Origin of the sequence: Lysobacter sp. CA199, assembly GCF_052078715.1 — a bacterium.
Lineage (GTDB): Bacteria > Pseudomonadota > Gammaproteobacteria > Xanthomonadales > Xanthomonadaceae > Lysobacter.
In genome coordinates, this window is the sequence record NZ_JBQJIL010000004.1 from 175,911 (window position 1) to 198,428 (window position 22,518).

General features: G+C 64.4%; 30 protein-coding genes. 4 read left to right on the forward strand and 26 right to left on the reverse strand.

What is annotated here, in order from left to right; genetic code table 11:
* Nucleotides 1-3: 3 nt before the first annotated feature.
* The 12 genes from ACTOWJ_RS08095 to ACTOWJ_RS08150 form a co-directional block, all read right to left on the reverse strand.
* Nucleotides 4-396 (reverse strand): head decoration protein, encoded by a 393-nt coding sequence (locus ACTOWJ_RS08095; RefSeq protein WP_441334092.1) that lies wholly within the window; start codon nt 394-396, stop codon nt 4-6.
* Complete coding sequence (locus ACTOWJ_RS08100; protein ID WP_441334093.1) at nt 396-1,571, reverse strand: S49 family peptidase; 1,176 nt, start codon at nt 1,569-1,571, stop codon at nt 396-398. The genes ACTOWJ_RS08095 and ACTOWJ_RS08100 overlap by 1 nt, the downstream gene beginning before the upstream one ends.
* On the reverse strand, nt 1,568-3,064 hold the full coding sequence (locus ACTOWJ_RS08105; RefSeq protein ID WP_441334094.1) for a phage portal protein: 1,497 nt from the start codon (nt 3,062-3,064) through the stop codon (nt 1,568-1,570). The genes ACTOWJ_RS08100 and ACTOWJ_RS08105 overlap by 4 nt, the downstream gene beginning before the upstream one ends.
* On the reverse strand, nt 3,064-3,282 hold the full coding sequence (locus ACTOWJ_RS08110; protein ID WP_441334095.1) for a phage head-tail joining protein: 219 nt from the start codon (nt 3,280-3,282) through the stop codon (nt 3,064-3,066). The genes ACTOWJ_RS08105 and ACTOWJ_RS08110 overlap by 1 nt, the downstream gene beginning before the upstream one ends.
* 111 nt (nt 3,283-3,393) lie before the next feature.
* Nucleotides 3,394-3,729, reverse strand: coding sequence for a hypothetical protein (locus ACTOWJ_RS08115; RefSeq protein ID WP_441334096.1), 336 nt, complete (start codon nt 3,727-3,729; stop codon nt 3,394-3,396).
* Nucleotides 3,730-3,762: 33 nt separating this feature from the next.
* Nucleotides 3,763-5,664: a phage terminase large subunit family protein gene (locus ACTOWJ_RS08120; RefSeq protein WP_441334097.1), complete on the reverse strand. Its 1,902-nt coding sequence runs from the start codon at nt 5,662-5,664 to the stop codon at nt 3,763-3,765.
* A 51-nt stretch (nt 5,665-5,715) separates the two neighbouring features.
* The gene (locus ACTOWJ_RS08125; protein WP_441334098.1) at nt 5,716-6,267 is read right to left on the reverse strand and encodes an elements of external origin; all 552 of its coding nucleotides are present in this window, start codon (nt 6,265-6,267) and stop codon (nt 5,716-5,718) included.
* Nucleotides 6,268-6,385: 118 nt separating this feature from the next.
* The gene (locus tag ACTOWJ_RS08130) at nt 6,386-6,640 is read right to left on the reverse strand and encodes a hypothetical protein (RefSeq protein WP_441334099.1); all 255 of its coding nucleotides are present in this window, start codon (nt 6,638-6,640) and stop codon (nt 6,386-6,388) included.
* Nucleotides 6,641-6,788: 148 nt separating this feature from the next.
* Nucleotides 6,789-7,316, reverse strand: coding sequence for a hypothetical protein (locus ACTOWJ_RS08135; protein WP_441334100.1), 528 nt, complete (start codon nt 7,314-7,316; stop codon nt 6,789-6,791).
* A gap of 159 nt (nt 7,317-7,475) precedes the next feature.
* Nucleotides 7,476-7,766: a hypothetical protein gene (locus tag ACTOWJ_RS08140; RefSeq protein ID WP_441334101.1), complete on the reverse strand. Its 291-nt coding sequence runs from the start codon at nt 7,764-7,766 to the stop codon at nt 7,476-7,478.
* Nucleotides 7,767-7,900: 134 nt separating this feature from the next.
* Nucleotides 7,901-8,164, reverse strand: a complete 264-nt coding sequence (locus tag ACTOWJ_RS08145; RefSeq protein ID WP_441334102.1) for a hypothetical protein — start codon at nt 8,162-8,164, stop codon at nt 7,901-7,903.
* Between the two features lie 131 nt (nt 8,165-8,295).
* Nucleotides 8,296-8,823, reverse strand: a complete 528-nt coding sequence (locus ACTOWJ_RS08150; protein WP_441334103.1) for a hypothetical protein — start codon at nt 8,821-8,823, stop codon at nt 8,296-8,298.
* A 242-nt stretch (nt 8,824-9,065) separates the two neighbouring features.
* On the opposite strand from ACTOWJ_RS08150, the gene ACTOWJ_RS08155 reads away from it, so the two are divergent.
* The 3 genes from ACTOWJ_RS08155 to ACTOWJ_RS08165 all read left to right on the forward strand — a co-directional run bounded on the left by ACTOWJ_RS08155 (nt 9,066) and on the right by ACTOWJ_RS08165 (nt 10,611).
* Complete coding sequence (locus ACTOWJ_RS08155; RefSeq protein WP_441334104.1) at nt 9,066-9,296, forward strand: hypothetical protein; 231 nt, start codon at nt 9,066-9,068, stop codon at nt 9,294-9,296.
* A gap of 66 nt (nt 9,297-9,362) precedes the next feature.
* Nucleotides 9,363-10,127, forward strand: coding sequence for a DUF3489 domain-containing protein (locus ACTOWJ_RS08160; protein ID WP_441334105.1), 765 nt, complete (start codon nt 9,363-9,365; stop codon nt 10,125-10,127).
* A gap of 163 nt (nt 10,128-10,290) precedes the next feature.
* Nucleotides 10,291-10,611 (forward strand): hypothetical protein, encoded by a 321-nt coding sequence (locus ACTOWJ_RS08165; protein ID WP_441334106.1) that lies wholly within the window; start codon nt 10,291-10,293, stop codon nt 10,609-10,611.
* Between the two features lie 36 nt (nt 10,612-10,647).
* On the opposite strand, the gene ACTOWJ_RS08170 is transcribed toward ACTOWJ_RS08165, so the two are convergent.
* Genes ACTOWJ_RS08170 through ACTOWJ_RS08180 form a run of 3 tightly spaced genes read right to left on the reverse strand, consistent with a single transcriptional unit; the run spans nt 10,648 to nt 13,613 of the window.
* The gene (locus tag ACTOWJ_RS08170; protein WP_441334107.1) at nt 10,648-11,685 is read right to left on the reverse strand and encodes a DNA cytosine methyltransferase; all 1,038 of its coding nucleotides are present in this window, start codon (nt 11,683-11,685) and stop codon (nt 10,648-10,650) included.
* Nucleotides 11,585-12,217: an HNH endonuclease signature motif containing protein gene (locus tag ACTOWJ_RS08175; protein ID WP_441334108.1), complete on the reverse strand. Its 633-nt coding sequence runs from the start codon at nt 12,215-12,217 to the stop codon at nt 11,585-11,587. The genes ACTOWJ_RS08170 and ACTOWJ_RS08175 overlap by 101 nt, the downstream gene beginning before the upstream one ends.
* Complete coding sequence (locus ACTOWJ_RS08180) at nt 12,150-13,613, reverse strand: site-specific DNA-methyltransferase (RefSeq protein WP_441334109.1); 1,464 nt, start codon at nt 13,611-13,613, stop codon at nt 12,150-12,152. Before ACTOWJ_RS08180 ends, ACTOWJ_RS08175 begins: the two co-directional genes overlap by 68 nt.
* A gap of 84 nt (nt 13,614-13,697) precedes the next feature.
* Between ACTOWJ_RS08180 and ACTOWJ_RS08185 the strand changes: the two genes are divergently transcribed.
* The gene (locus ACTOWJ_RS08185) at nt 13,698-13,937 is read left to right on the forward strand and encodes a hypothetical protein (RefSeq protein WP_441334110.1); all 240 of its coding nucleotides are present in this window, start codon (nt 13,698-13,700) and stop codon (nt 13,935-13,937) included.
* Nucleotides 13,938-14,038: 101 nt separating this feature from the next.
* Here the strand turns inward: ACTOWJ_RS08185 and ACTOWJ_RS08190 are convergent, their stop codons facing one another.
* The 11 genes from ACTOWJ_RS08190 to ACTOWJ_RS08240 are packed head-to-tail and all read right to left on the reverse strand — an operon-like array spanning nt 14,039 to nt 22,498.
* Entirely contained in the window at nt 14,039-14,485 is a 447-nt protein-coding gene (locus ACTOWJ_RS08190) for a DUF6362 family protein (RefSeq protein WP_441334111.1), read from the reverse strand.
* Nucleotides 14,478-15,035, reverse strand: a complete 558-nt coding sequence (locus ACTOWJ_RS08195; protein ID WP_441334112.1) for a crossover junction endodeoxyribonuclease RuvC — start codon at nt 15,033-15,035, stop codon at nt 14,478-14,480. The genes ACTOWJ_RS08190 and ACTOWJ_RS08195 overlap by 8 nt, the downstream gene beginning before the upstream one ends.
* A gap of 40 nt (nt 15,036-15,075) precedes the next feature.
* Complete coding sequence (locus ACTOWJ_RS08200; RefSeq protein WP_441334113.1) at nt 15,076-17,361, reverse strand: phage/plasmid primase, P4 family; 2,286 nt, start codon at nt 17,359-17,361, stop codon at nt 15,076-15,078.
* The gene (locus tag ACTOWJ_RS08205) at nt 17,358-18,221 is read right to left on the reverse strand and encodes a ParB/RepB/Spo0J family partition protein (protein ID WP_441334114.1); all 864 of its coding nucleotides are present in this window, start codon (nt 18,219-18,221) and stop codon (nt 17,358-17,360) included. Before ACTOWJ_RS08205 ends, ACTOWJ_RS08200 begins: the two co-directional genes overlap by 4 nt.
* Complete coding sequence (locus tag ACTOWJ_RS08210) at nt 18,218-19,105, reverse strand: hypothetical protein (protein ID WP_441334115.1); 888 nt, start codon at nt 19,103-19,105, stop codon at nt 18,218-18,220. The genes ACTOWJ_RS08205 and ACTOWJ_RS08210 overlap by 4 nt, the downstream gene beginning before the upstream one ends.
* Nucleotides 19,106-19,127: 22 nt before the next feature.
* Nucleotides 19,128-19,904 carry a PD-(D/E)XK nuclease family protein gene (locus ACTOWJ_RS08215; RefSeq protein ID WP_441334116.1) on the reverse strand — a complete coding sequence of 259 codons (777 nt, stop codon included), beginning with the start codon at nt 19,902-19,904 and terminating at the stop codon, nt 19,128-19,130.
* A gap of 8 nt (nt 19,905-19,912) precedes the next feature.
* Nucleotides 19,913-20,341 carry a DUF6511 domain-containing protein gene (locus tag ACTOWJ_RS08220; RefSeq protein ID WP_441334117.1) on the reverse strand — a complete coding sequence of 143 codons (429 nt, stop codon included), beginning with the start codon at nt 20,339-20,341 and terminating at the stop codon, nt 19,913-19,915.
* A gap of 15 nt (nt 20,342-20,356) precedes the next feature.
* Nucleotides 20,357-20,977, reverse strand: a complete 621-nt coding sequence (locus ACTOWJ_RS08225) for a hypothetical protein (RefSeq protein WP_441334118.1) — start codon at nt 20,975-20,977, stop codon at nt 20,357-20,359.
* A 14-nt stretch (nt 20,978-20,991) separates the two neighbouring features.
* Entirely contained in the window at nt 20,992-21,822 is an 831-nt protein-coding gene (locus ACTOWJ_RS08230) for an ATP-binding protein (protein ID WP_441334119.1), read from the reverse strand.
* Nucleotides 21,819-22,289, reverse strand: coding sequence for a hypothetical protein (locus ACTOWJ_RS08235; RefSeq protein WP_441334120.1), 471 nt, complete (start codon nt 22,287-22,289; stop codon nt 21,819-21,821). Before ACTOWJ_RS08235 ends, ACTOWJ_RS08230 begins: the two co-directional genes overlap by 4 nt.
* Entirely contained in the window at nt 22,286-22,498 is a 213-nt protein-coding gene (locus ACTOWJ_RS08240) for a helix-turn-helix transcriptional regulator (RefSeq protein WP_441334121.1), read from the reverse strand. Before ACTOWJ_RS08240 ends, ACTOWJ_RS08235 begins: the two co-directional genes overlap by 4 nt.
* Nucleotides 22,499-22,518: the final 20 nt, after the last annotated feature.

The following is a 22,518-nucleotide window of genomic DNA, read 5'->3' on the forward strand; positions in this document are numbered from 1 at the left end:
GGATCAGACTCCGGGGCGCACGAGGACGCCGATGGCGCGCAACTGCGCAGTGGCGGCGGCGCGTTGTTCAGGGGTGACGGCACGCGGCCAGACCAGAGCGTGATCGGCGACGGTCGCGTGACGGGCGACGATCAAGCCGTCCGGGCTGGGCTCGGCGGCGGTCGTGATCGGCACGACGGCCACACCGGCGGCGACTTCTCGGCCGTCGGTGGCCGTCGGGTCGACCGCGGCGACCTCGCCAGTCGCAGTGATGCGCCCGACGACTTGGCCCAGCGCCAGCACTTGGCCGGCGGCGACGATCACCTGATCGCGCGAATAAAGGTTGTCGGCCTCGAACTTGAGCAGGTCGCCCAAGTTCATGCCTTCATGCACCGGCGGGTACGTCGTCAATCGCATCAGCGCTCCCTCCGCGCCGCGGCAGCGCGTACCTTGACTGCGTGGATCAACGGGTTGTCGGCCAACGGGGTGGACGCGCTCGGAACGGGCGCGGTGGGCGACAAGTGACTGGTGATTTCGGGCGATTCCGCCTTAGCGGCGAGCAAACGTTGCCGCGCGGTGGCCGCCGTGATGCCTTCGGCCAAGAAGGTGGCCGTCAGCGCGGGCTGGCCTGCCAGCTCGCACAGTTCGGCGATGGCCAAGGCGTCGGCGTGCGCTTGCGCGCGCACAGCGTCGGTGTCGACGGCGGGCGCCGTCGACTCGGGGATAGACATCGTGGGGTTCTCCAGAAAAAGCGGACGCGCGGCGGCGTCCAGTTCGATGTGCATCTGCTGCACGGCATCGCTGAGCGTGCCCATGCGGTCGGCCAGGCCGACATTGATGGCGTCCTGGCCGAAGTACAGCGCGGCCTCGGTCTTGCGTACCGCGTCGGCGCTCAGGCCGCGTTGGTCGGCGACGGTCAGAACGAACAGTTCGTAAAGGCGGTTGACCTCGGTTTGGATCGAGTCGCGCGCTTCGCTGGTCAGCTCGGCATGCGGACTGCCATCGCTCTTGCGCGCGCCGGCTTGGATGGGCGTGAACTTGAGTCCGGCCTTGGCATCCTTCTGCGATTGATCGACATGCAAGGCGATTACGCCGACCGATCCCACACCGGCCGTGCGCGTCAGGAATAAGCGCTGGCTGGCGCTCGCCAGTGCATACGCCGCAGAGAACGCCGCATCGTTGGCAACTGCCCAAATCGGCTTGACTCGACTAGCGGCACGGATCTTGTCCGCCAGATCGAACACACCGGCGGCCTCGCCGCCCGGACTGTCGATGTCCAAAACGATGCCGCGCACGGCGTCATCGGCGAGCGCGGCATCCAGGCGGCGCGCGATCGACAGGTAACTGGTCAGGCCCGATAGTGCCTCCAGTCCTACCGTTCGCTGTACCAAGGTGCCGTGGACTGGCAGCACGCAGATGCCGTCCTCGGTCGGTAACGGCGGCAGCGGCGTGGGAGGCCCCATTTGCGACGGGGGCATGGATTGCATTTCAAACTTGGGGGTGAGCACGCCTAGGATAACTTCCAGCTTGGCGCGCTGAATCAGCAGCGGCGTGTTGAACACGCGCGCCGCCAGGTGGGGCAGTTCGATCATTCGTTGGGCTTCGGTTCGAGGGCCGGGGACTCGGCCGGAGGAGGGGCGTGTTTGACGCCGTTGCGGGCGACGACGCGCGGATCGGTGTCGAGGATCAAGCCCAGCGAATCAGCGCGTTGGGCGTCTGCGGCGATCTCGCGATCGATGGTCTCGGCGTCGTAGCCAGAACTGGCGATCGCTTCCGAACGCGAGAGCAGGCCCGCACGGATCGCCAGGATCATCGCGTTGAACTCTTTCTCGGGATCGACCCAGCTCCAGCCCTGCGGCACCCATTTGCTGGCGCGGTACTGGCGCTTGCGTCGGCGGTACCCGGGCAGTTCAATCGCGCCCGACAGCACCGCAGCATCCACAAACGCGTGCCAGATCGGCCGGCACAGCTGAAAGACCAACACGGAGTGCTGGACCATCTCGCAGCGGCGGCGAAACTCGAGCAAACCTGCGCGGATCGACGAGTAGTTCACTCCGGTCAGATCGCCGGTCAGCTGCTCGTAGGTGATACCGATCGAGGCGGCGATCGCGCGGAACTGCGAGCGCAGGAACGCTTCGTAGCTCGCGCCCACATCGGCCGGTTGGGCGAAGGTGACATTCTCGCCGGGCGCCAGGATTTGTAGACTGCCCGGCTCCAGGCCGAGTGTCGCATTGCCATGTTCATCCGGCGGCGCATCGCCCGGCAGTGGATCTTCGGGGCCATCGTGCGTCACGAAGCCGGCGAACATCGCTGCCGTCTTTTTACGCACCAGTTCGGCGTCGTCGTACTGGTCGAGCTCGTGCAGCTTGACCACCGCGCGCGCTAGCCACGGCTCACCACGAATCTGACCGGGACGAAGCGGGCGGAAGATGTGCAGAATTTCGGACGCCCGCACGCGGACCGTGTCCAATCCGCCTTGTCGGGTCATCGGCGCCATGGCGCCGTCCTGCGGATGCGACAGGTACAAGTGATACGCCACGCGCCGGCCAAGACGATCGAACTCGATACCGGCGCGGATCACGTTGCCGTTAGGCTCTTCTCGGTTCAAATGCAGCGGCAAGTGCTCCGGTTCCAGCACTTGCAATTGCAACGGCACCGTCAACCCATCCTCGGGCCGGCGCGGGCGAAGGCGCACCAAGCACTCGCCGCCTTCCAACAGTGCGCGACAGGCCAGGGCTTGCAGGCCGTACAGGTCCGTCAGCCCAGCGGCATCGGCTTCATCGCACCAGTCGCGCCACAGCGCCTGCAAGGCTTCGCGCTGGGCCTGATCCGCAATCAGCGACTGCGGCTTGATACCGGTGCCGACCGCGTTGGCGACAAACGCCTCGACCGCGGCATTCGCCCAGGCGTTGCGGCGGACCAGGTCGCGAGAGCGAACGCGCAGCGCATCGCCGGTCGCCAGCAGCGCGGACACCGCACCAGGATTGCTGGGCTGCCATGCCGTGGATCGGCGACCGTGGCCGGCGGCCTCATGCACGGGCGAGCTGCCGAACATTGATGCGCGCAGGCGCGACCACCAGCTCATCAGAAACCTTTACTGGTGGTCACGCGCAGGCGGCGCACGCGGCGCGGGCGGCCTTCGGTACCGGCCAGCGCGGCTTCGATTTCGCGGATCGCGGCCAGCAACTCATCGACACTGCGGTACTCGACCAGGCGGTCGCCGAAACTGACACGGCGTTCACCGCGTGCAAGCGCGTTGCGCAACGCTTGCAATTGTTCATGGGTATAGGGAAGGTCTGTCATTTAGTAGCAGCGGTAGATATCTGGCGAGCACTGCGCGCCGGAAACAAAAAGGCCGCCCAATGGGCGGCCTTCTGAGAGCAACGTTCTATCTGGAACTAATTACTGCATAAACTAGCCCTCCGCGCCAAACCAGCCAATATCCGCGAGGGCCTTAATTTTACCGGTCCGGTGTAGATACTCTTCAAAGCAGCGCAGCGCAATGTCGCGCGCTTCGTCCAATCGGAATCTAGTTGCGTCAAACGGAAATCCGACTTCGCAGTACGGGTGATAGAAGGTACAAACCGCGCTGTAGTTACGCAGGTCATCACGCGCTATTGCGAGCCGTATTTCGTCCATCTTGTCACGCACTTGAAGCCTGCTCCCTTCTATTGCGACCAAGCCATCTTCCACTAACGCTGGCAGAATGCGATCAACGCTTTCGTCATCTTCAAAGATACAAATATTCATTGCGGCGCTCATAACGTCGGAAGTGCAATCGTACTACCTGCGTATCCAACCGCTGGTGATCACCCTGCGTCCGCGGCGGTCGGGGCTAGTCACAGATGGGCCGTTCGGTGGGGCGGCCTGTGGCACCGGATAGATCGGGGCGGTTGAATCCGATGGCGGCGTGGCGCGGATGACGCCGAGCGTTCGCTCCATCTCGCGCCAATGGCGTTCTTCGAAACGATCGACACCGGCTTGCATCGCGGCAGCACGGGCCATCACGTAGCAGTCGAGGGCTTCGTTTCGGTCGCGGCGCTTCTCCCATACACGCTGCGGATAGCCGTGCCGATCTCGTCGGCTGATCAAATGCTCAGCCGTCAGCTGTTGCAAAAACTCGCCGTCGATCTTCGGCAAATGAACATAGCCGGCGGGAAACGCCGGTTGCCCATCCGGGCCGATCTCAATCGACAGACGCAGCGCGTTGTAGAACTCCAGCTTGGCGATGCCGCCGGCTACAGCGAATAATTTGAGGCCGCGCCGCAGCCGCTTGCCGGGCACGCTAACGTCGACGGCGGTCGGTGTACCGATCAACGCCGCGCCGCTCCCCACGCCTTTCATCGGAAGCAGCCGTGGATCAGCAGCGCCGCGCGCGAACGCATACGCTTCCTGCGTCGCGAAGCCAGTGTCCAAACCCAGGCGCGTCAGCGGCAACAACGCACCGCTGGCATGCGTCCACTGCTCCGACAGGATCGCGCCCAACTCGTTCCAGACCGCGGCGCGGGCGGTGTCGCCCATCAGCACGCGGTGCTCGACCAGCCAGGTCTCCCGGCCGCGCCCGAAGGCCCAGATGGACACTTCGATACGGTCCTTTTGAACGTCGGCGCCACCGGTCAGCAGCAGACCGCCGGCCGGCACGATGCCGATCCGGTAGTCCTCGCGCCGCTCCAACAGGCGCTCCCAATCCGGGGCCTCGCCTTCCTCTTCCCATGTCTCGCCTAGCTCGGTGTTCTTGAACGCCTTGAGCGCGGTCGCTGAGCCTTGCGCGGACTCCCACGCTGCAGCGATGTCGGCCCAGCTACGCCAGCCGACCGGCGAGTACAGCGATGACAGGTGATAGCCCGCCGTCTTGCCGCGGTTACCGGGCGCGGTTGCGATCCAACGCCCGTCCGCCAGCATCGCAGTCTTGTGGTGCTCGCCGATGGGCTGCTCGCAGGACTCGCAGATGTAGCGCGCCGAACGCGGATCGCCCCAGGTCCAGCGTAACTGCTCAAACCGCAACCATTGCTCGTGGCGGCAATGCGGGCACGGCACGAAGTACCGGCGTTGGTCGGACGCGAGGTACTCGCGCTCAATGGTGCTGGCGCCGGCAATCGTCGGCGTCGAGACCAGCAGGATCTTGCGTCGGGTGAAGGTACGGGTGCGCGCTTCTGCCAGCGCCACCGCGTCGCCTTCGCCTTCCACGTCTCGCGGGTAGCCGTCCACTTCGTCCAAGAACAGGTAGCGCACCGGCATCGAGCGCAGGCCGACCGCGCTGTTCGCACCGGTCAGGACCAGAACGCCGCCGCGGAACTCCTTGGCAAGGATCGTGTTGCCGGCGTCGCGCGCGCGCGATGGCGCAATGCGCTCGCGCAGCGACGGCGATTCCTCGATCAGCGGGTCGATGCGCTGTTTCGAGTTGCGCTTGGCCATCTCGACCGTGGGCGCCACCGCCATCATCGGCCCTGGCGCGCAGGCGATGACGTACCCGATCCAGTTGTTCCCGCACTCGGTGCCGCCGACCTGCGCGCCCTTCATGAACACGATGCGCTCGGTCGCCGAAGCCGGCGACAGATCGTTCATGATGTCGCGCAGGTACGGCGTGCGTGCGGTACGCCAGCGGCCGGGCTCGGCGGACGAAGTGCTCGACAGCACCCGGTCGCGGTCGGCCCAATCGGACACGTCCAGAAATGGATCGGGCATCAAGCCGTCGCGCCACGCTTTCTCAACGTGGTCGAAGCCGTCGTACAAGGATCAATCCAGTCGGGCGTTGAACGCTGCGAGTTCGGACAAGTGCTGGCGCACTTCGCGCTCCAGCGCGACGTGCATGGTGTGCGGATCAATTCCCAATTCGGCCGCCAGCATCGAACTGATGCGCGCCGGCCAGTTCAACCAGGCATCGCGCTCGGCGCGCGCCAACGCGAATACCTGCGCCATCGCCTGCGAGCGGTCAATCAACTCGCCCTTGAGTTGGGCGATGCGCAGCTTGTGGTGCTGGGCTTTGAGGACTTCGTTGGCGGTGCGCGCTTGCGCGTAGGTGTTACCGCCGCTCGGCGCGCTGACCGGCGCGAACGCGCCGACATCGTCCGCCCCGGCCGGGGTTGCCGCACGCGCCCGCGCCGGCCGCGCGGGCGGCAACACGCGCTCCTCCGGCGCCTTGGTGCTGGCCGCCCATTCCGCATCCGCGCGCGCCGGATCGATGGTGCCGTCCGCTTCGGCGGTGATGCGGCCGGTGGCGATGGCCTTGCGCACGGCAGTGTCCGACACGCCGCGATGGCGGCCGTAGGCGCGGATGGAGATTCCCACGATAGAAGAATTCGATTCGGTAGAGCCTCCGCGACCGCCGGCCATCGGCGCAGATCGGGCTGTTGGAAGAGGGAACACCCCAGCGCCCATCGGGCGCTGGGGACTTGCCACTCCCGGCTTACTGCTTACCCAGCGTCGCGTTAACGTCCGCGAGGATGTCGTCCCAATCCGGCTCGGTCGGCAAGTCAACACCGGCCGCTCCGCACAGCATGGCAACGACCGCCCAACAGCTTCGGCTCAGCGTGCCAGCCGCTTTCAAATCTTCGGGCACCAACGCCGCGGTATCGTCGTGCGTCAGCATGTCGTGGATGTCCACTTCGAACTTGGTCAGGCTGCGGGTCAGGTTGCCGAAATTGCGGTGATGCTCGCTCATGATGGTTCTTCCTGGGGACGCCGCGTTGTTGCGGCGACGACATGAACGCTTCCTACCCACACGATAGCAAGCGGTTTCGCGAACAAGTTTTCGGAAGAGGGAACACCCCAACCTCCGATGGGAGGCTGGGGTGCGCGCTCTCGGAGGATCAGTTACGCGGCGCGCACATCGCCGCGAAGATGGCCTGCTCCAGATGGTTGAGTGCCAACCGCAGCGTGCGTTGGTACTTGGCGTCGGCGACGTCCCAGACCTGCATTAGCCGGGCTTGGCACATGGCTCGATTGAGTTGATGCACCGGCAGCGCCACATACTCCGGCTCCAATCCTTCGAGGTACCGCTCGATGGTCGAGAGCAACCAGCGCAGAGTCATCTCGTCTTCGCTGATCTCATGGGGCACCAAGCGCTTCGCCAATCGGCCCGTCGCCTCATCGCTCCCAATAGCCAGTGGGGCCAACTCCTGCCGGCACCCCTCCACCAACCGCTCAAGCACATCGCCGTCGAGGCGATGAGTTCGGAACGTGATGGCGCGTTCGGCGAGCGCGCTGGCGAGGCCGTAGCAGTTAAAAAGGGTCAGGCGGTTCTCGGCGTCCGGGGACGGTGTGCTGGATAACAGTATCCGTTCAAGACAATCGCGCAGGCCGCCCAGCTGAGCCTCGGCAAAGGTGTTCTGATTCATGGCTTCGTCCTTGTTGAGCCGCGTCGTTGCGGCGACGACATGTACGCTTCATCTGCGAGGGATCGCAAGCGGTATCAGCGCAAGGAGTTGGACGCCGGTCGCAGAGAAGAGAACGAACCCCAGCGCCCGAATGGGCGCTGGGGTTTGCCCTCTCATCCGTTAACCCGCAGCGTCGTTCAATTCCTTGACAACCGTTGCAAGGTCCATGTCCGGTTCGAATTCCAGGGAGCCGCGCTCGGCCAGCAGTTGGACGATGTTGAGGCAACTGGCGACCAACTGCTGCGCCGCCATCAGTTCGTCATCGCTAAGCTTCTCGGGGTCTGCGTCGATCATTTCTTCCAACACGTACTCGCAATCCCTCAAAGCTATCGCCGTGTTATGAAATCGACAGTAGGTCATATTGGGCATGGTTGTGCTCTCAAGTTCGCCGCGACGTTGCGGCGTGGACATGAACGCTTCCTTCGGCCGCTATCGCAAGTCAATTTCAGCAAAATTCCACCGCAGACAGCATCTAGACAGACAGCCGAAGCCGAATGAAAAACGAGCACCCCAGCGCATGGAAGGCGCTGGGGGCGTTCGCCGCTCTAGAACCAGCGTGCGGCGGCTTCGCTGTTGAACTTGTCAACCAATTTCGCCATATCCGGCTCCTCGCTGATTTCCGCGCCGCCGGCCTCGCAAAGCACATAGACGATTTCCAGACACGTCCGCGCCAGTTCTTTTGCGGCTACCAACTCTTCTCGCGACAGCGCAGCCGCCGACTCATCGTGGATCAGAAACTCCAGCCCGAAGTGGCACTCATTCAAATCGATCAGGGTGTTGCGAAAGCGGCAGTGGGGCGCGTTCGGCATTCCAATTCTCCAAGGTCGCCGCGTCGTTGCGGCGAGCGCATGAACGCGTCCTTCCAGGCGGAAGCCAAGGGGTATCTCGCCTTCGCACCTGCGCCGACAGGCGTCAGACAGCTTGAGCGCCTTTGTCCGAATCAGGCCATCTGAAATTCTGCGGCGTCCTTGGCCTGCTCCAAGCCGCTGATGGCATGCGCTAACCCGCCCTGGAACTCCGCGTCATCACCGTAGTAGTCCATCAACCGTTCGATGCGTTCGATAGCGCGACCGATGACATGCATCGGGTCGACCGGATCGAGGCCGTCAAGATAGCGGTCGATCATCGCCAGCACTTCGCGAAAGTAGTGCTCGACGGGCGTCAGCTCTGCGACGGGCCGTCGCCGCGCCTTGTTGTGGCGCGGCAGGATATGCCGCTCCCACGATGCCAGCTCGGCGTCCGCGCCATCCAGCAAGTCCCGCAGCGTGTCCGGCCGGATGCGCTGCGACCGATGCGATGAGACGCAGTGCGCCAGCATCGTGCCCAGCGCCTCGCACCGTCTCGTGGTCAGGGTTTCGAACTCGCAGTCCGCGACCAAGGTGGCACGCGCGTGGTTGACCAGAAAATTCAATCGCCCCGCGCATAGCCGTAGATCGTCGGCCAGCCCGTCGTGTACGCCGTCACTCACGCTTCGTCTCCGTAGGCCGCGTCGGTGCGGCGACGGCATGAACGCGTCCTTTCAGCGAGAAGCCAAGGCACTGCGTCGCAGTTCCCGACGCGCGCGCGAAGGCGATCTGCGGCCGGCCGCCTTACCTGTCCGACACCTGTCTGCCACTGAGAACACGCGTTCTTTAGCGCGGAAACCGCTTTGCTTCCTCGGCGAAGGAAGCGTTCATGTCGCCACACCAACGACGGCCACGGAGGCCAAACATGCAAGACCAAAAAGAAGCGTTGAAGGACTACCTGCGCGGCATGAACAGACACAACCGCACCGCGCTCGTCCAACTGATTGCGGTCACCGATTGGCGAGGGATCGCACAGCGGGAACTGGAGCGCCGCGCCGGCCTGGTGTTTCAAGTCATCAACGACGAGGTGATGGTCGCCATCGCGAAAGGCGAGTTTGACGTTAACCAAGCCATCGCCGAAGTCCTCGGCGGCTAAGCCCTCTGCGCGCCTCGCAACCCGAGGCGCGCTCACCCCAACACACCAACGAATAGGAAAACTGCAATGAGCAAGCTTACCGACAGCCAGCGCGCCCTGATCCTGCTCGCCACCGATACCGCCGGCCGCATCGAGAACTTCCCCAATAACCTCGGCGGCGGCGCGCGCGCGGCGGTGATGCGCGGCCTCCTGCTCAACGGCTTCATCGTCGCCGAAGGATCGGGCCACGCCCTCACCGACGCCGGCTACGAGGCCGTGGGCCGGCAGCCGCCGGACGACGCCAACAAAGAAGAAGCAGGCGACAACGAAGGGACCGGCAGAGACATGGTCACCAACGGCGACGCTGCCGCCGACGCCGACGCCGACGCCGACGCCGATGCCGACGCCGACGCCGACGCCGACGCCGACGCCGACGCCGATGCCGATGCCGACGCCGATGCCGATGCCGACGCCGATGCCGATGCCGATGCCGCCGCGAACAACGACGCCGACGTGGCGGTCAACGCTGACCTTGGCCCGGACGATGGCAATGCCGGCAGCATCGCCAACACCGAGGACGGCACGCCCAAGCCGACCGCGAAGCGCGCGCAGAGCAAGCTGGGCCAAGTGGTCGGCCTGCTGCTGCGCCCGCAGGGAGCGACCATCGCGCAGGTGATGACGGCGACCGAATGGCAGCAGCACTCGGTGCGCGGGTTCTTTGCGGGCACCCTGAAGAAGAAGGGCTACGAGCTGATCAGCGAGAAGGAAGGCAAAGCAGACCGCGTGTACCGCATCAAGACCGAGGAAATGGAGGCAGCGGCTGAAGTCGCCGCCGCCGACGAGGAGGAATGAGCAACGCGCGCGGCCGGGAAGATTGCCCGGCCGCGCTGCACTGAGAACGGTCGTTCTTGTCCAACGCCTTAACGAGGTCGATTCATTCGCGCATGCGCGGTGTATGACTTGGCTTCCGAGAGGAAGGAAGCGTTCATGTCGCACCCCAACCACGGAGCGCACCATGACCGCCACCATCTGCCGACCCTACCCCGCCACCGTCCGATTCTCGCGCAAGCCCGCCAACCTTCGCAGCATCTTGCGCGAGCACAGCGGCTACCACATCGAAGAAGAGTGCGTGAGCGTCAACGCGATCAAGACGATGACCGCCGCCGAGTACGATGCCTACGTTTGCGATATGAGCCGGCCGCAGGACTGGATCGTTAGCTTCAAAGGGCGAGGCGACCAATGCATCGTGGTCCGCGCGCCCGCCCGTCTGACCCTTTACATCCGGCCCGATGGCTACGACTACGCCCGCTACGTCGGGCTTGCCGACGCCGACTGAGGCGGGCCGGCGCTGACGTCGCGCATCGGCGCGGCGTCAGCCGCGCAGGGCGCGGAGGATTTCGGCGGCGACCTGCGGGACGATCGCGTTGCCGGCGGCGCGCAGCTTAGGAATTCTTGCGGATATCCCATCAGCCAGAAGACGAATTCCGGATTCAGGTACCCGGCGACCGGCGAGGGTTCGACTTGTCGACCAAGCATCCCATTGACCGGTGCGCTGCCAATGCTCGACGCGTCCTTGTGATCCCGGGTCGTCGGCGTCGCCCAGACCGCCTGCGCCGGCAAGGGCAACGCCGCCCCACTGCCGAACCGCTGGCCCGGCCCACCCTTCTCGCCGTCGCTGGCGCGCGGGGTGCTCCACAACGCCTTCGCCACTCCCGGCAGGCCATTGCGTCGCTCGGCCGCAAAATCGCCGCGCTTCTCCGGATCGTTCGCCGTCGCGGTCGGCCACACCCGCTTCGCCAAGTTCGGCAGATCGACAGTTCGTTTCTGCCCGGTTGGCGTCTGGCCGGACGCCGACGTTCCCGCCGGTAGACTGCGACCGCCGCTGGGCATCAGCGGCGTCGGCCAAACGCCGTCCGACGATCCAGACGCGGTCGCGTCGGTGCGGGGCGTTGACGGCGCAAGCTGGAACAACAATCGCCCGGCTGGCGTAGCCTTCGGCTTCCAGGTCAGCGAGAACTCCATCGAGCCCCAGCGGGATGAGACCAGACACGTTCTCACCCAGGAATACAGCGGGTCGCGCCGATGCAATAAGGCGATGCAGTTCCGGCCAGAGGTGACGGTCGTCCGCTTGCGCGCGCTGTCGGCCCGCGACGCTGAACGGTTGGCAGGGGAAGCCGCCCGTCCAGATTTCCTCATCGTCGGGCCAGCCGGCGAGTCGGCAGGCGTAGGCGAACCCGCCGACGCCTGCAAAGAAGTGGCATTGACCGTAGCCGCGAAGGTCGGCGGGCTGAACAGATCGGATGTCACGATCATCCACGTCGCCCGGAGGAATCAATCCGCGCTCGATCAGGTTGCGCAGCCATTGGCACAGATAGGGATCGATCTCCGAATAGTACGCAGGACGTTTCACTTCGCCTCTTTCTCGCTTCTCGATACCGTTTTGCAGACATATTCATACAACACCTGCACTGGCGCGTTCCCGATTTGGTTAGGACCAGGTTCTCCCCGCTCAGAAGATGCCCGCGACTACACTTGGTCTTTCGCGCGTTAACTCCCATCACAGATTCGCTTGCCTGCATGTTCTGGCGATGTGTCACCTGTCTGAGATGGAAGGGATTGATACAGTCGCGTTTCCGGCAGATGTGGTCGATCTCTAGTTCTGGGCTGATCGGGCCGATGAATGTTCGATACGCGATGCGGTGAGCTTGCTCCGGTCTGAAACCGTTCCACATTTGACCGTATCCGGTGGGTTGCGCAGATCCCATCCACCTCCAGCATTCTGTTGCCGTATCGACGACTGATTTGGCGATGAGACGATCAGCAAGGAGCCGTGCGTAACTCGGATCTTCGCTTGCCGCGAGAGGCAGGATCTCTCTAGGAGATCTCGATGTGTGCATCGTGCTCCCTGGTGGCGACAGCGACATCATCAAATGCCGCGCCATCTACCGCGCGCGTGGCAACACCGCCCGCGAACTCCATCCAGCGCCGGACGATGACGTCGACATACTTCGGGTCCAACTCGATCAGCCGCGCGCGGCGGCCAGTTTTCTCGGCTGCGATCATCGTCGTGCCCGATCCGCCGAACGGATCGAGGATCAGGTCGCGGGACTTGCTGCTGTTGCGGATCGCCCGCTCCACCAGTGCCACCGGCTTCATGGTCGGATGCAGATCGTTCTTGCTGGTGCGGTCGATGAACCACACATCGCCCTGATCGCGTGCCCCGCACCAGAACCGGTCGTTGCCCTCGCGCCAGCCGTAGAGGATGGGCTCGTACTGCCGCTGATAATCGGCGTGGCCCATCGTGAATTTGTTCTTGGCCCAGATGATGAAAGTGGACCAGCGACCGCCGGCCACACGGAACGCGGTCTGCAGCCGATCCAGTTCCGACGAGGACATGGCGATGTAGATCGCCCCCTTGGTCAGCGCCACCATATGCGTGCAGCACGCTTCCAGGAACGCGCCGAAGTCGGAGCCCAGGTTGTCGTTGAGGATCGGGCGGTGCGTGCCGCGCAGCTTGTCCTTTGGGTTGTTGGAGTAATTGACGTTGTAAGGTGGATCGGTAAACGTCATGTCGATCAGCTCATCGCCGAGCAGCGCGGCGTAATCCTCGGCGCTGGTGGCGTCGCCGCACAGCACCTTGTGACCACCGCATATCCACACATCGCCGCGGCGAGAGACCGGCTGCTCGGGCGGCTCGGGAACTTCATCGTCGTCGGTGAGTCCGGCTTGGTCATCGATCAACAGATCGTCCAGCTCGGCATCGGTGAATCCGAGCAGGTCCAGATCGAACTCCACGTCGCGCAACTCGGCCAGTTCCAGCTTCAGCAACTCCTCATCCCAGCCCGCGTTCTCGGCCAAGCGGTTGTCGGCAATGACGTAGGCGCGCTTCTGTGCCGGGGTCAAATGGGCCAGTTCGATCACCGGCACCTGAGCAAGCTTGAGCTGGCGCGCGGCGAGCAACCGGCCGTGACCGGCGATGATGCCGCTGTCGCCATCGACCAGGATCGGGTTGGTCCAGCCGAACTCCACGATGCTCGCGGCGATCTGCGCGACCTGCGCATCGGAGTGCGTGCGCGCGTTTCTTGCAAAAGGGATCAGCGCCTCGATCGGGCGCTGTTCGATCTGGAGGCTCAAGGGATATCCGAGTGCGAACCGGGTTGCAGAGACTGCAAACCCGAATAAAAGGATTGACGCTAGCGGGGTTTTGCGGCTGGGCCCCCCGCAGGGATTCGAACCGGGGAAGGACCCGCCGATTGCCACGTCGCGCGACGTGTGCGCGCGTGTGGGCCGCGCGGCTAGGAGGTGAGGCAGTGGCGGCGGCCAGTCGGCGCGCCGCACGTCGGGGCTGTGTCGCGACGACCCATCATCGGCATCACGCTCCTGCGCCTACGATGACTGTCTGAGCCTTGACAAGAGCGAGCCGTGCATACATCGATCAAGCTTCGCAGAAACTGGAACGTAGCGATGGTGGCAGTGCCGCTGCCATTGCTAAGCGTTACTGCGTTGACCAGCATCCCAGGGGTGATTTCGGCGAAGGTGACTGGCGTTGAGGGTGACCCGCCGATGGCGGTGATGGTGGTGGAATACGAGTGGTTGGGAGAGGGGCCGCCCGAAGTGTCAGAGCAGGCTCTTAAACACTTCGGGCTGACCCGTGCTGTGTGATGCGTCCCCCGACAGACCACGATCAGCATGCCGACTAGGCTAGGGCAAATTCGGGGAATTTGGGACACCCCCAACTTCCGGTTAGACCGGCTTACACCGGTTTAAGCCGGCGTAAGCGGAAACTCAATCGCTGATTCGCTGGATCGGTTCGATTTAACCTCCGCCATGCGGGGTAGCGGTCCGTTGAGGTGGACCGTGATCAGCGCCAGCGCGTGCTGCCAATGACGCCATGCCGTTTTGCGGATTAGCCCGGTGCGCGCGCAGACCTCGCGCCACGGCACGTGCTGCGCCCTGAGCCAGATCAGGCGCCGCTGCTCCTCGTCCAGCCACCGCAACCAACGTACGGTCTCGCCGAAGCGGTCGATCGCGGCAGGGGATGCGGCGAAACGCAGAACGATGCGCTCGTCCGCGTAGCCCTCCCACGACTGGCGCTGGATGTCGGGCCAGTAGGACGCGTAGCCCTGCACGCGCGCGGGCGGCAGGCGACGCGCGGTGATAGCAGCCTCGTGGAAACGGTCTGCGACGGCCTGAATCGTCCAGTCAGTCACGGACGTGCTCCCGCGCGATGGCCCAATGCAGCAGCGCCAAGGCGTCGGCTTCGTTGTCGTCGGCTGGCCTATGGCCCAGCCGCTGGGCCGCCTCGATCATCGCCGCCTTGTCGGCATTGCCCTTGCCGGTGGCGAATTTCTTGATCGTGCCGACCGGGACACCCTGGTACGGAACACCATGGCGCTCGCACCACGCGGTGAGCTGCGCCAGGAAGCCGCCGTAGACGTGCGCGGCGTCGACACCGCGGTGCCGGCGCACCTCTTCGAAGTAGACGGTCGACGGCTGGCCTGCGAAGCGCCACAGGTCATCGAGCCAGCGGACGAAACGCAGATAGCGCATGCCGCCGCCTTCGAAGCGACCGACCTTGAAGTGCTCGGTGCCGCTCATGGTCTGGCCGGAGAACCGCAGCGCCCAGCCCAGCGTCGTTCCCAAGTCCAGGGCCAACAGGGTTGGCGAGTCGCCTTCGGCGGTCTGGGTGGCGGACGCGGCACGGTTGCCGGTTAATGCGTATGTGTGCGCGCGCACGCACACATGAGAGGGAACCGGCATGTCTGCCGCGTCCGCCACCCTCGCGCTCAAGTCATTGATTTCAATCACGGCTCGCGCCTCCAAATTGGGTGAAAGATTTGGGCTTCAGACTCATGCCGATGAAGTACCGCGCACCCTTACCGCCCTTGTGCTTGGTGAACTGCCGTGTCGTCAGTAGGTCGGAGAAGCGCTTGATCGAACCCACGAACTCACCGTTGGCTTCGGCCCAGTCGCGCCAGTCGGCGAACAGATCGGCGACGAGCGCCTTCGACTGCTCATGTACAAAGCAGCGTTCTTCAATCCAATGGCCGAGCGCATCCTCGCCTTCGAAATACTCCTCGGTGGCATCGACTACGCACTGTGGCGCCCGCAGACCGGTCTGCTGCCATTGCAGACACCCTTCCACGGCCCAGGCCATGATCCCGTCGCGCTCGGCCAGCAACTTCTCGGTCAGGCGTCGATCGCGGCGTTCGGGCGGGATGGTGATGGTGAACGGCACCAAGTGCAGACGCCGCTTCATCGCCTCGTCGGCGTTGCGGATCGCGGGCTTATGGTTGCCCGCGACCACCAACTTGAACTGCGGCGTGTACTCGAAAAAATCCTGCCGCATGAAGCGTGCGCTCACCGTGTCGCCACCGGTGATGGACTTGAGCTTCGACTCGTTCCACCGACGGCCCTGCTCGGTCTCGCTGGCGGACACGAAGCGCGCGCCGCGCAAGCCCGCCAGTTCGGTCGGATGACGGTCGTGACGCGATTCCATGAATGTGTCCATGGGCGCATTGGTGGCGTAGTCGCCCAGGATCGTGGCCAGCACGTTGACGAACACGGATTTGCCGTTCGCCCCCGTTCCGTACAGGAAGAACAGCGCATGCTCCTGCGTCACACCGGTCAGGCAATAGCCCACGACACGTTGCAGGTAGTCGGCCAAGGCGATATCGCCGCCGGTGACATCGCCAAGAAAGCGCACCCAGGTGGGACTGGCCCCAGCCGGGCTGGCGGTCGTCAGGCGGGTCATGTACTCGCCGCGGGCATGCCGGCGCATGTCGCCAGACCGCAGTTCCACGATGCCACGCGGCGTGTTCAAAGCCCAAACGTCGCTATCCCAAGCATCGGCCGACGACGCGTGGCGCGGATCGCTGCGCGCCAATCGCTCGACGCCAGCCACCGTCGACGCCGACGCCAGCTTGGAGCGCTGCGACGGCTTGTCGGCAAACGCTTGCGCCGCGCGACAGACACCGCGCACCAAGTGCTGAAGCACGAGAGTGCGGTCCGGGTTCCATCGCATGCCGGTCCAGCTCAGCCACTGGCCCCACGCCGCGCAGTAACGCCAGTCGTCAGCGTAGTGTCGGGTAAACGCTAAGCCTAGGCCATCGTCGCTGCTCCAATCCAGACCATCAAAGTCGATCGGCGGCGGCGCGGCGTCGTTACCGGGCGACAGGAAGGTTCGTTCGCCCGCGCGCAAGAAGCCATCGATGTCGAAACCCTCCTTAGCGGCGTCCGCAACATCCCAGCCCTGCGGCTTGTCTTCGGGCAGGTGCAGCAACGCGCACGAATCCGCGCCGGCTTTGAACGCTGCCTGCGCCGCCTGCATGGCGTACTCCCAGCCGGGCTTGTCCTTGTCGGGCCAGATCAGCACATGCTTGCCGCACAGCGGCGACCAGTCTGTCTTGTCGATCGGGGCGTTGGCGCCGTTCATGGAAGTGGTGGCGCAGGTTCCGCGCTCGATCAACGCGTCGGCCGATTTCTCGCCTTCGACAAGCACGACCTCGTTGGACGCCGCCATGGCCGGCTGGTTGTAGAGCGGGCGCGGCGTCGGCGCTTGGTGCTTGCGTCGCTTCGGGTCCCAGGGACGGTACTGCTTGCCCTCGGGCGGATCGTATCGGTAGACGCAGACGATCAACTCCCCCTCCGCGCTCAGATAATCCCAGCGGGCGGTGTGCGGGCCGAGATCGTCCACCGCCGGCTCGGATTTGCGGCGTTTGGGCTTGGACTCGACAGCGGGCGCCGGAACGTGCCCAGCCAACTCCGCGGCCGTCGCCAGCACGACTGCAAAGTCGCCACGGGCATCCAGACTGGAGTGCGCGGCGATCAGGTCGAAGATGTCTCCGCCCTCGCCGGTGGCGTGGTCCTTCCACAGCCCCGCCTTGTCGCCGGTCAGTTCCACCTCCAGGCTGTCGCCCGCCGCGCCCGTCACATCGCCCACGACGAACTTGCCGTGGCGCACCTTGCCCTTGGGCAGGAGCGCGCACAGCACCTGTTCCAATCGTTGCAGCAACGCGGCGCGGACATCGGACCGCCGCGCGCGCGCGGCGTTCTCCGACGCGGGCGCATCGTTGAAATCCATCATGCGGCCCGCTCCTGTTCCTGCCCTTCCGGGTTCAGATCCCGCGCATCGGCCAGCGCGCCGAGCCAGGGCCGGCAACGGTCGAATCGCTCACAAAAGCGTTCGTCGCTCCAGTTCGCATCACTGCGCAAGCGTTGCGCGAATCCGGTCGATTCAATCTGCACATCCTTGATGGCTTGGATCAGATTCTCCAGACGCCCCAGCGTGGTCTGCACCCACGCCGGCTGCTCAATGGCCTTAACAAAATCCAGGCGTGGGACCGGAGGCGGACGCTTGCGGCCGTTGCTGATGTTGATCGCCTTCGTCATTTCATGGTTGCGCTCTTTACGGTTTTCGATTTGGGCGATCCGTTCCTGCGACTTGTGTCCGAGCGCCGCGATCCTGGTCGCTTCGTTGAGGCTGATCTTTCCGGCCTGCACCGATTCCACCAACCGGGTTGCCCCGTTGCGTTTGACCACGGAAGCTTTCTGCACAGCCCGCTCGGAAACTCCAAGCATTTCAGCGGCTTGTGCGTGAGTTACAGCCCAGCTCCGCAAATTTGCGGAGCTGGCGCGCTGGCCGTTGGATAGATTCGCCAAAGTGGCGGCGACCAAGCAGCGCTGGGAATCAGTGAGATGCCGTCGAGCCAGGTTCTCGCTCACTACAAAGGCCACCGGATTGTCTCCGGCGAACTCGGTCATGCGCGGCTCGACGCCGCACTCTAGGCAGGCGCGGTACCGGTGCCTGCCATCCAGAATCATTCCTTCATGCAGCACAATGTCGCGATGCTGGCCGTTACGCCGGATGTCCTCCACCAGCGCGGCGAACGCGTCCTTCGCCATGTCGGGCAGGGTCAAGCAAAGGGGATGAAACTCCAGGCTCATCGCGCGATCTCCGGGAAGTCCTCGTCCGAGCGCGGGAACACCGGCGGCCAAGTGGAATACATACGTCCCAGTCGCGTCGCATTCCAGGTCTTGATGCAGGCGTGCAGGAGCACCGCATCGGAGATCGTCTGTCCTTCGATCTTCAAGTACAACAAGCGCTGGCGCAGCTGATACAGCGGTTCATTCCGGCCCAAGCGCTCACCGGTGAACAGGCGCTCGATGAATTCGTCGGCTGCGGCGACATCGCGCTGGCAGAAGGCCCAATGCAGGAACAGCGCCTTGGAGTGGGTGATCGGCATCACCCGCCGCGGCAGCTTGGCGATGAACTGGCTACTGCGTTGGACCGCTTCCTGCGCGCTCCAGACTTCGATCAACTCCTGATTCGAGTATCGGCTCCGGCTGTGCGGGTCCAAGCCGAGTTGGTAGTTGATAATCAGCGGCAACGCGGCGGCCACCGTGGCCGACTCGCGCAGCCCCACTCCTTCAATCACCAGAACGTCCACCCCGGTACGCGACCGACCCGTATCGATGACGTCGAAGACGCCATTGTCCAAGCCCGTGGTCACGCCCATTTCGAGCGTCGTACCGGATTCGACAATCGCCGCAAGACGGTGTTGGCCATCGAGCAGGCGACCGGTGGCGCTGAATTTGATCGTCTCTCCGGTCATCTTCCAGGCGCCGCGCCGAATATCGTGCGCGTACTGTTTGACCGCTCGCTGCCGCAGCTTCCGATTCGCGTCATTCCGGCGCAACCAAGCGCTGGCCACAGCGGGCGTGACCGCCATCTGTTGGGTTCGAAATTCTTTCTGATCGGGCAGGTGAATCGCCGCCAAGTCCGCATCGATTGCGGCGGGGCTGGAAGCGGGTTGTGCCAAAACGTTCATAGGTGCCTCGTTGTTGGGGGAATTAGTGCAGGGACCAGCAGCGGTCCTGCCAAGGGCATTGCCGACAGGTTTGATGCGTCGGCGTAGTGGAGATGCGGGGTAACAGCTCGGCGGCGTCGCAGGCGCGCAGGATGTGAACGGCGCGATCGGACGCTCGCTGCGCCAGGCCGCTGTCGAACACGACACGCTCGGCGTAGATCGACATGTCGTCGGCGCAGATCGCGGTGAACAACGCAGGCTGTTCGTGCAGGTCGAGGTAAGCCTGGTACAGCGCGATCTGCGTGGCATAGACCGGACGGCTGGCGGCGAGTCGCTTCTTCTGCAACTCGCGAAACGTCTTCGTCCCGACCGCTTTGGTTTCCCACAGCATCGGATAACGAAACGTGTTCGGACCGGAAACGATCACGCCGTCGGCGTGACCGCGCACGCGTCCGGCTGCGGCGACGAAGCCAAACTGTTCGCCACGCTCGTTGCGTGTGCGCAAATCGAAGCCCGCCAGGCGCAGCCATTCGGCCATCCAGTCTTCGACGCGGTGGCCGCGTGCGAATACACGCAGCACCCGGCCGGGGAAGTGGCGACCGATGTCCTTGGGCGTATCGAAATACTGGAACTGCAATCGGCGTGCGCACTCTTCGCCGATGCTGGAGGCACCCAGGTACGCACGCGGCGGTTGCAGCGCAGCCTCGCGCTCCATAGCCGTGTCGATGAGCGTTCCAACTTGGTTGGACAGATCGTGCGTGTTGAAATCAAGCATGTTTCGCCTGCGCAGAGAGATGCATTGCAGGAACGATTCCTGCAATGCATAAATCAAAACGGGATCGAATCGTTTTCGAATCCGTCCAACGGTGGCTTGACCTTGTAAGCCGTCGGATTCGACTGCGCTCGGACCGATGCCTCGTAGGCATGCGTGATGGCCTCGATGACCTCGATTGCTTGCGCTTGGTTGTATTGGCCGAGAGGGGTGTCGAAGCCGATGTGCTCGGCGACTACCGTTAGCGCTTTCAGGCACGCGCGCTGTGCGTCATGGGTCAATGGATGGGTCACAGGCAAAAGCTCCTCTATCGACGCCGGATCGCTCCGGCGTCGGGTGTCGTAGAGTTGGTGGAACGCGTTCTGGCAGGTGATCGAGCAGAACGCCCATCGGTACGGCATGCGCCGCGGATCACCGATCCGGCGGCGCAAGTCCAAATGGCCGAAGCCGCGCGCGGGTCGTCCGCACGCCCAGCAGCTGGTCATGGCGCGGTGCGTGGATCACTGCGCCCACGCAGGACGGCCGGCGACCGGACTGGCGGCAGCCGCGGCTTGAGCCGCGTGCGCGACGTGCGCCGGCACGTGCGCCGACGGCCCGCCACGATCGCCAACCGACGCGACCACCGGCCCCATAATTTCCTTGTAGCCCGGGTGATCGGGCATGATCGGGATCTTGATCACCGCCTTGTCCTCGTTGTCGCGGTCTTTCTCCCAATCGACCTTGCCAACGAAGACCACGCCGTCAAGGTCGCCGAAACTTTCGATGCAGCGACCGGCTTGCGCCGCGGCGCTGGTGTCTTCGGGATGCAGGCCGTAGGCAGAGTTGAGTACGCCCTTGATGAAGCCGCGGCCCATCTGGCCCCACGTCTCGCCTTTGGTGCTGGACAAGCCGATCAGCGACCACAGTTTGCGGCGCGCGTACTTGCCTTCCAGCACCACGAACTCGGCGTTGAGATAGACCGCGCCAGTGTCGCCACGCGTGGCCCAGCCGTGCAGCCAACCTTGGCTGGCGTCGTTGTAGCCGCCGGGTTTGATCGTCATGCGAACCTTGACCAGCGTGCCCTTGGGGATGAGCGAGAACGCCGGACTCTCGGCGTCATTGAAATTGTTCCAGGTGGACATGGGATTCCTGCGGACTATTCGGGAGAGGTTTTGTCGGGTGCGGCGGCCTCGGGGGCGCCGAGCTTGCGCATCAGCCGGCCCAGATCCGGCGGCTCGACCAGGTCGAGACGGCCAGAGCGGTCCTTGGCGGGAAAGCCCCACGGATTGCCCGTGTGGCAGATAAAGGCGCGGTAGGGGGCGCCCTCGCTTGGCGCGATCTCGGCCAGGGTGATCACCTCATCGACGATGCCGGGCAGTTCCAGGCCGGTCTTGGAGCCGTCGATCTGCAACTCGTAAACCCTGCGGTTGAATTCGTCGTTTCGCTCATCGAGGATGCCGACGAACCAGACGTGCTTGCCGCGGGCGTGCTGGATGTGGGTCAGCCATGCCACCATCTCTTGGCCCATCAGGCCGTAGGCGCCGCGCGTGTCGGGTTTGTTGGTGCGGTCGGAGAACGCCTGCGGCTGGCCCTTGCACCATTGCAAGCACAGCCGGCCCGCGACGGTAATCGAGTCGATGAAGAGGGTGCGGTACTTGGCCAGCTTGGCGGGGTCGCCGACTCGTTGCCGAGCCTCCTCAAAATGCGACCGGCTGAAGGACTGGCCGTCGCGCAGCGCCGGGTTCGGACCGCCCAGGAGGACGGCGATGTCGCGGCACTCTTCCCAGGTGCGCGGACGCAGGCTGTCGCCCGGCCACTCCATCACCGCCAAGTCGCCGGCCTCGATGTCGATAAACAAGGTGCTGGCCGGATCGAGCGTCCACAGCTGGTAGGTCTTGCCCAGGCCCCAGCGACCGACGAGAACGCCCTTGACCCCGCGCGATTCCGCCAGCCGCTGATCTGCGGTGATGATGGGCAGGCCGCTCATGCCGCATCTCCCAGCAGGGACAACCGGAACGTGGGCTTGCCGGTCTTGAGGGTTCGGGCAGGATCGAACGAAGTCCGCATAGATATCGGCCAGGCGTTGTATTTGCTCTCGCTCACTTTGTAGGTCACGGCCAGAAACTCGCTTGGGTCTTGGCCCGCCGCGCGAATACGATCGGCGATGCGTGCGAGCGCCGCTTGATCCCATTCGACCTTCTTCGGCAGGTCTACGCTCACCCGGACCGGGCCGTCGCTGAAGGTGACCGAGCCGGTGTCCTTTCCGGCGGCCAAGCGCTGCGCTTGGGCGAGGTGGTTGTACTTCAGCTCCAGGGCGCGATCGACCAACTCGACGTGCGTCTGAGCAACGGCCAGCGCGGCGGACGCCTCCAGCTTGAGATCGAGCAACAGTTCCGGCGCGTAGGCCGCCAACTCGGTGGCGGGCCGGTCCACACAGCGTTGCAACAGGCTCATGCGCGCGCTCCCTTGGAGGCCGCCGCGTCCTGAGGGGATCGCACCGAGACATCCTCGAACGCTTCGACGTCACTGAGCCGATAGCGGATAGCGCGCGTCACTTTCAAGAAGCGCGGCCCGATGCCTTCAGATCGCCATCGCTCGATCGTATCGACGGTGACATCCCAGCGGGCGGCGAGCTGCTCGGTGGAAAGGTGGGTACTGCTCACGGTGAATAGCTCCTCTCATG

Bases quoted from the DNA above. Each gene is read 5' to 3' on its own strand.
- ACTOWJ_RS08095 (WP_441334092.1), bottom strand. From the start codon at position 396: ATGCGATTGACGACGTACCCGCCGGTGCATGAAGGCATGAACTTGGGC.
- ACTOWJ_RS08100 (WP_441334093.1), bottom strand. From the start codon at position 1,571: ATGATCGAACTGCCCCACCTGGCGGCGCGCGTGTTCAACACGCCGCTG.
- ACTOWJ_RS08105 (WP_441334094.1), bottom strand. From the start codon at position 3,064: ATGAGCTGGTGGTCGCGCCTGCGCGCATCAATGTTCGGCAGCTCGCCC.
- ACTOWJ_RS08110 (WP_441334095.1), bottom strand. From the start codon at position 3,282: ATGACAGACCTTCCCTATACCCATGAACAATTGCAAGCGTTGCGCAAC.
- ACTOWJ_RS08115 (WP_441334096.1), bottom strand. From the start codon at position 3,729: ATGAATATTTGTATCTTTGAAGATGACGAAAGCGTTGATCGCATTCTG.
- ACTOWJ_RS08120 (WP_441334097.1), bottom strand. From the start codon at position 5,664: ATGCCCGATCCATTTCTGGACGTGTCCGATTGGGCCGACCGCGACCGG.
- ACTOWJ_RS08130 (WP_441334099.1), bottom strand. From the start codon at position 6,640: ATGAGCGAGCATCACCGCAATTTCGGCAACCTGACCCGCAGCCTGACC.
- ACTOWJ_RS08135 (WP_441334100.1), bottom strand. From the start codon at position 7,316: ATGAATCAGAACACCTTTGCCGAGGCTCAGCTGGGCGGCCTGCGCGAT.
- ACTOWJ_RS08140 (WP_441334101.1), bottom strand. From the start codon at position 7,766: ATGTCCACGCCGCAACGTCGCGGCGAACTTGAGAGCACAACCATGCCC.
- ACTOWJ_RS08145 (WP_441334102.1), bottom strand. From the start codon at position 8,164: ATGCCGAACGCGCCCCACTGCCGCTTTCGCAACACCCTGATCGATTTG.
- ACTOWJ_RS08155 (WP_441334104.1), top strand. From the start codon at position 9,066: ATGCAAGACCAAAAAGAAGCGTTGAAGGACTACCTGCGCGGCATGAAC.
- ACTOWJ_RS08160 (WP_441334105.1), top strand. From the start codon at position 9,363: ATGAGCAAGCTTACCGACAGCCAGCGCGCCCTGATCCTGCTCGCCACC.
- ACTOWJ_RS08165 (WP_441334106.1), top strand. From the start codon at position 10,291: ATGACCGCCACCATCTGCCGACCCTACCCCGCCACCGTCCGATTCTCG.
- ACTOWJ_RS08175 (WP_441334108.1), bottom strand. From the start codon at position 12,217: ATGGCGCGGCATTTGATGATGTCGCTGTCGCCACCAGGGAGCACGATG.
- ACTOWJ_RS08195 (WP_441334112.1), bottom strand. From the start codon at position 15,035: ATGCCGGTTCCCTCTCATGTGTGCGTGCGCGCGCACACATACGCATTA.
- ACTOWJ_RS08200 (WP_441334113.1), bottom strand. From the start codon at position 17,361: ATGATGGATTTCAACGATGCGCCCGCGTCGGAGAACGCCGCGCGCGCG.
- ACTOWJ_RS08205 (WP_441334114.1), bottom strand. From the start codon at position 18,221: ATGAGCCTGGAGTTTCATCCCCTTTGCTTGACCCTGCCCGACATGGCG.
- ACTOWJ_RS08210 (WP_441334115.1), bottom strand. From the start codon at position 19,105: ATGAACGTTTTGGCACAACCCGCTTCCAGCCCCGCCGCAATCGATGCG.
- ACTOWJ_RS08220 (WP_441334117.1), bottom strand. From the start codon at position 20,341: ATGACCAGCTGCTGGGCGTGCGGACGACCCGCGCGCGGCTTCGGCCAT.
- ACTOWJ_RS08225 (WP_441334118.1), bottom strand. From the start codon at position 20,977: ATGTCCACCTGGAACAATTTCAATGACGCCGAGAGTCCGGCGTTCTCG.
- ACTOWJ_RS08230 (WP_441334119.1), bottom strand. From the start codon at position 21,822: ATGAGCGGCCTGCCCATCATCACCGCAGATCAGCGGCTGGCGGAATCG.
- ACTOWJ_RS08235 (WP_441334120.1), bottom strand. From the start codon at position 22,289: ATGAGCCTGTTGCAACGCTGTGTGGACCGGCCCGCCACCGAGTTGGCG.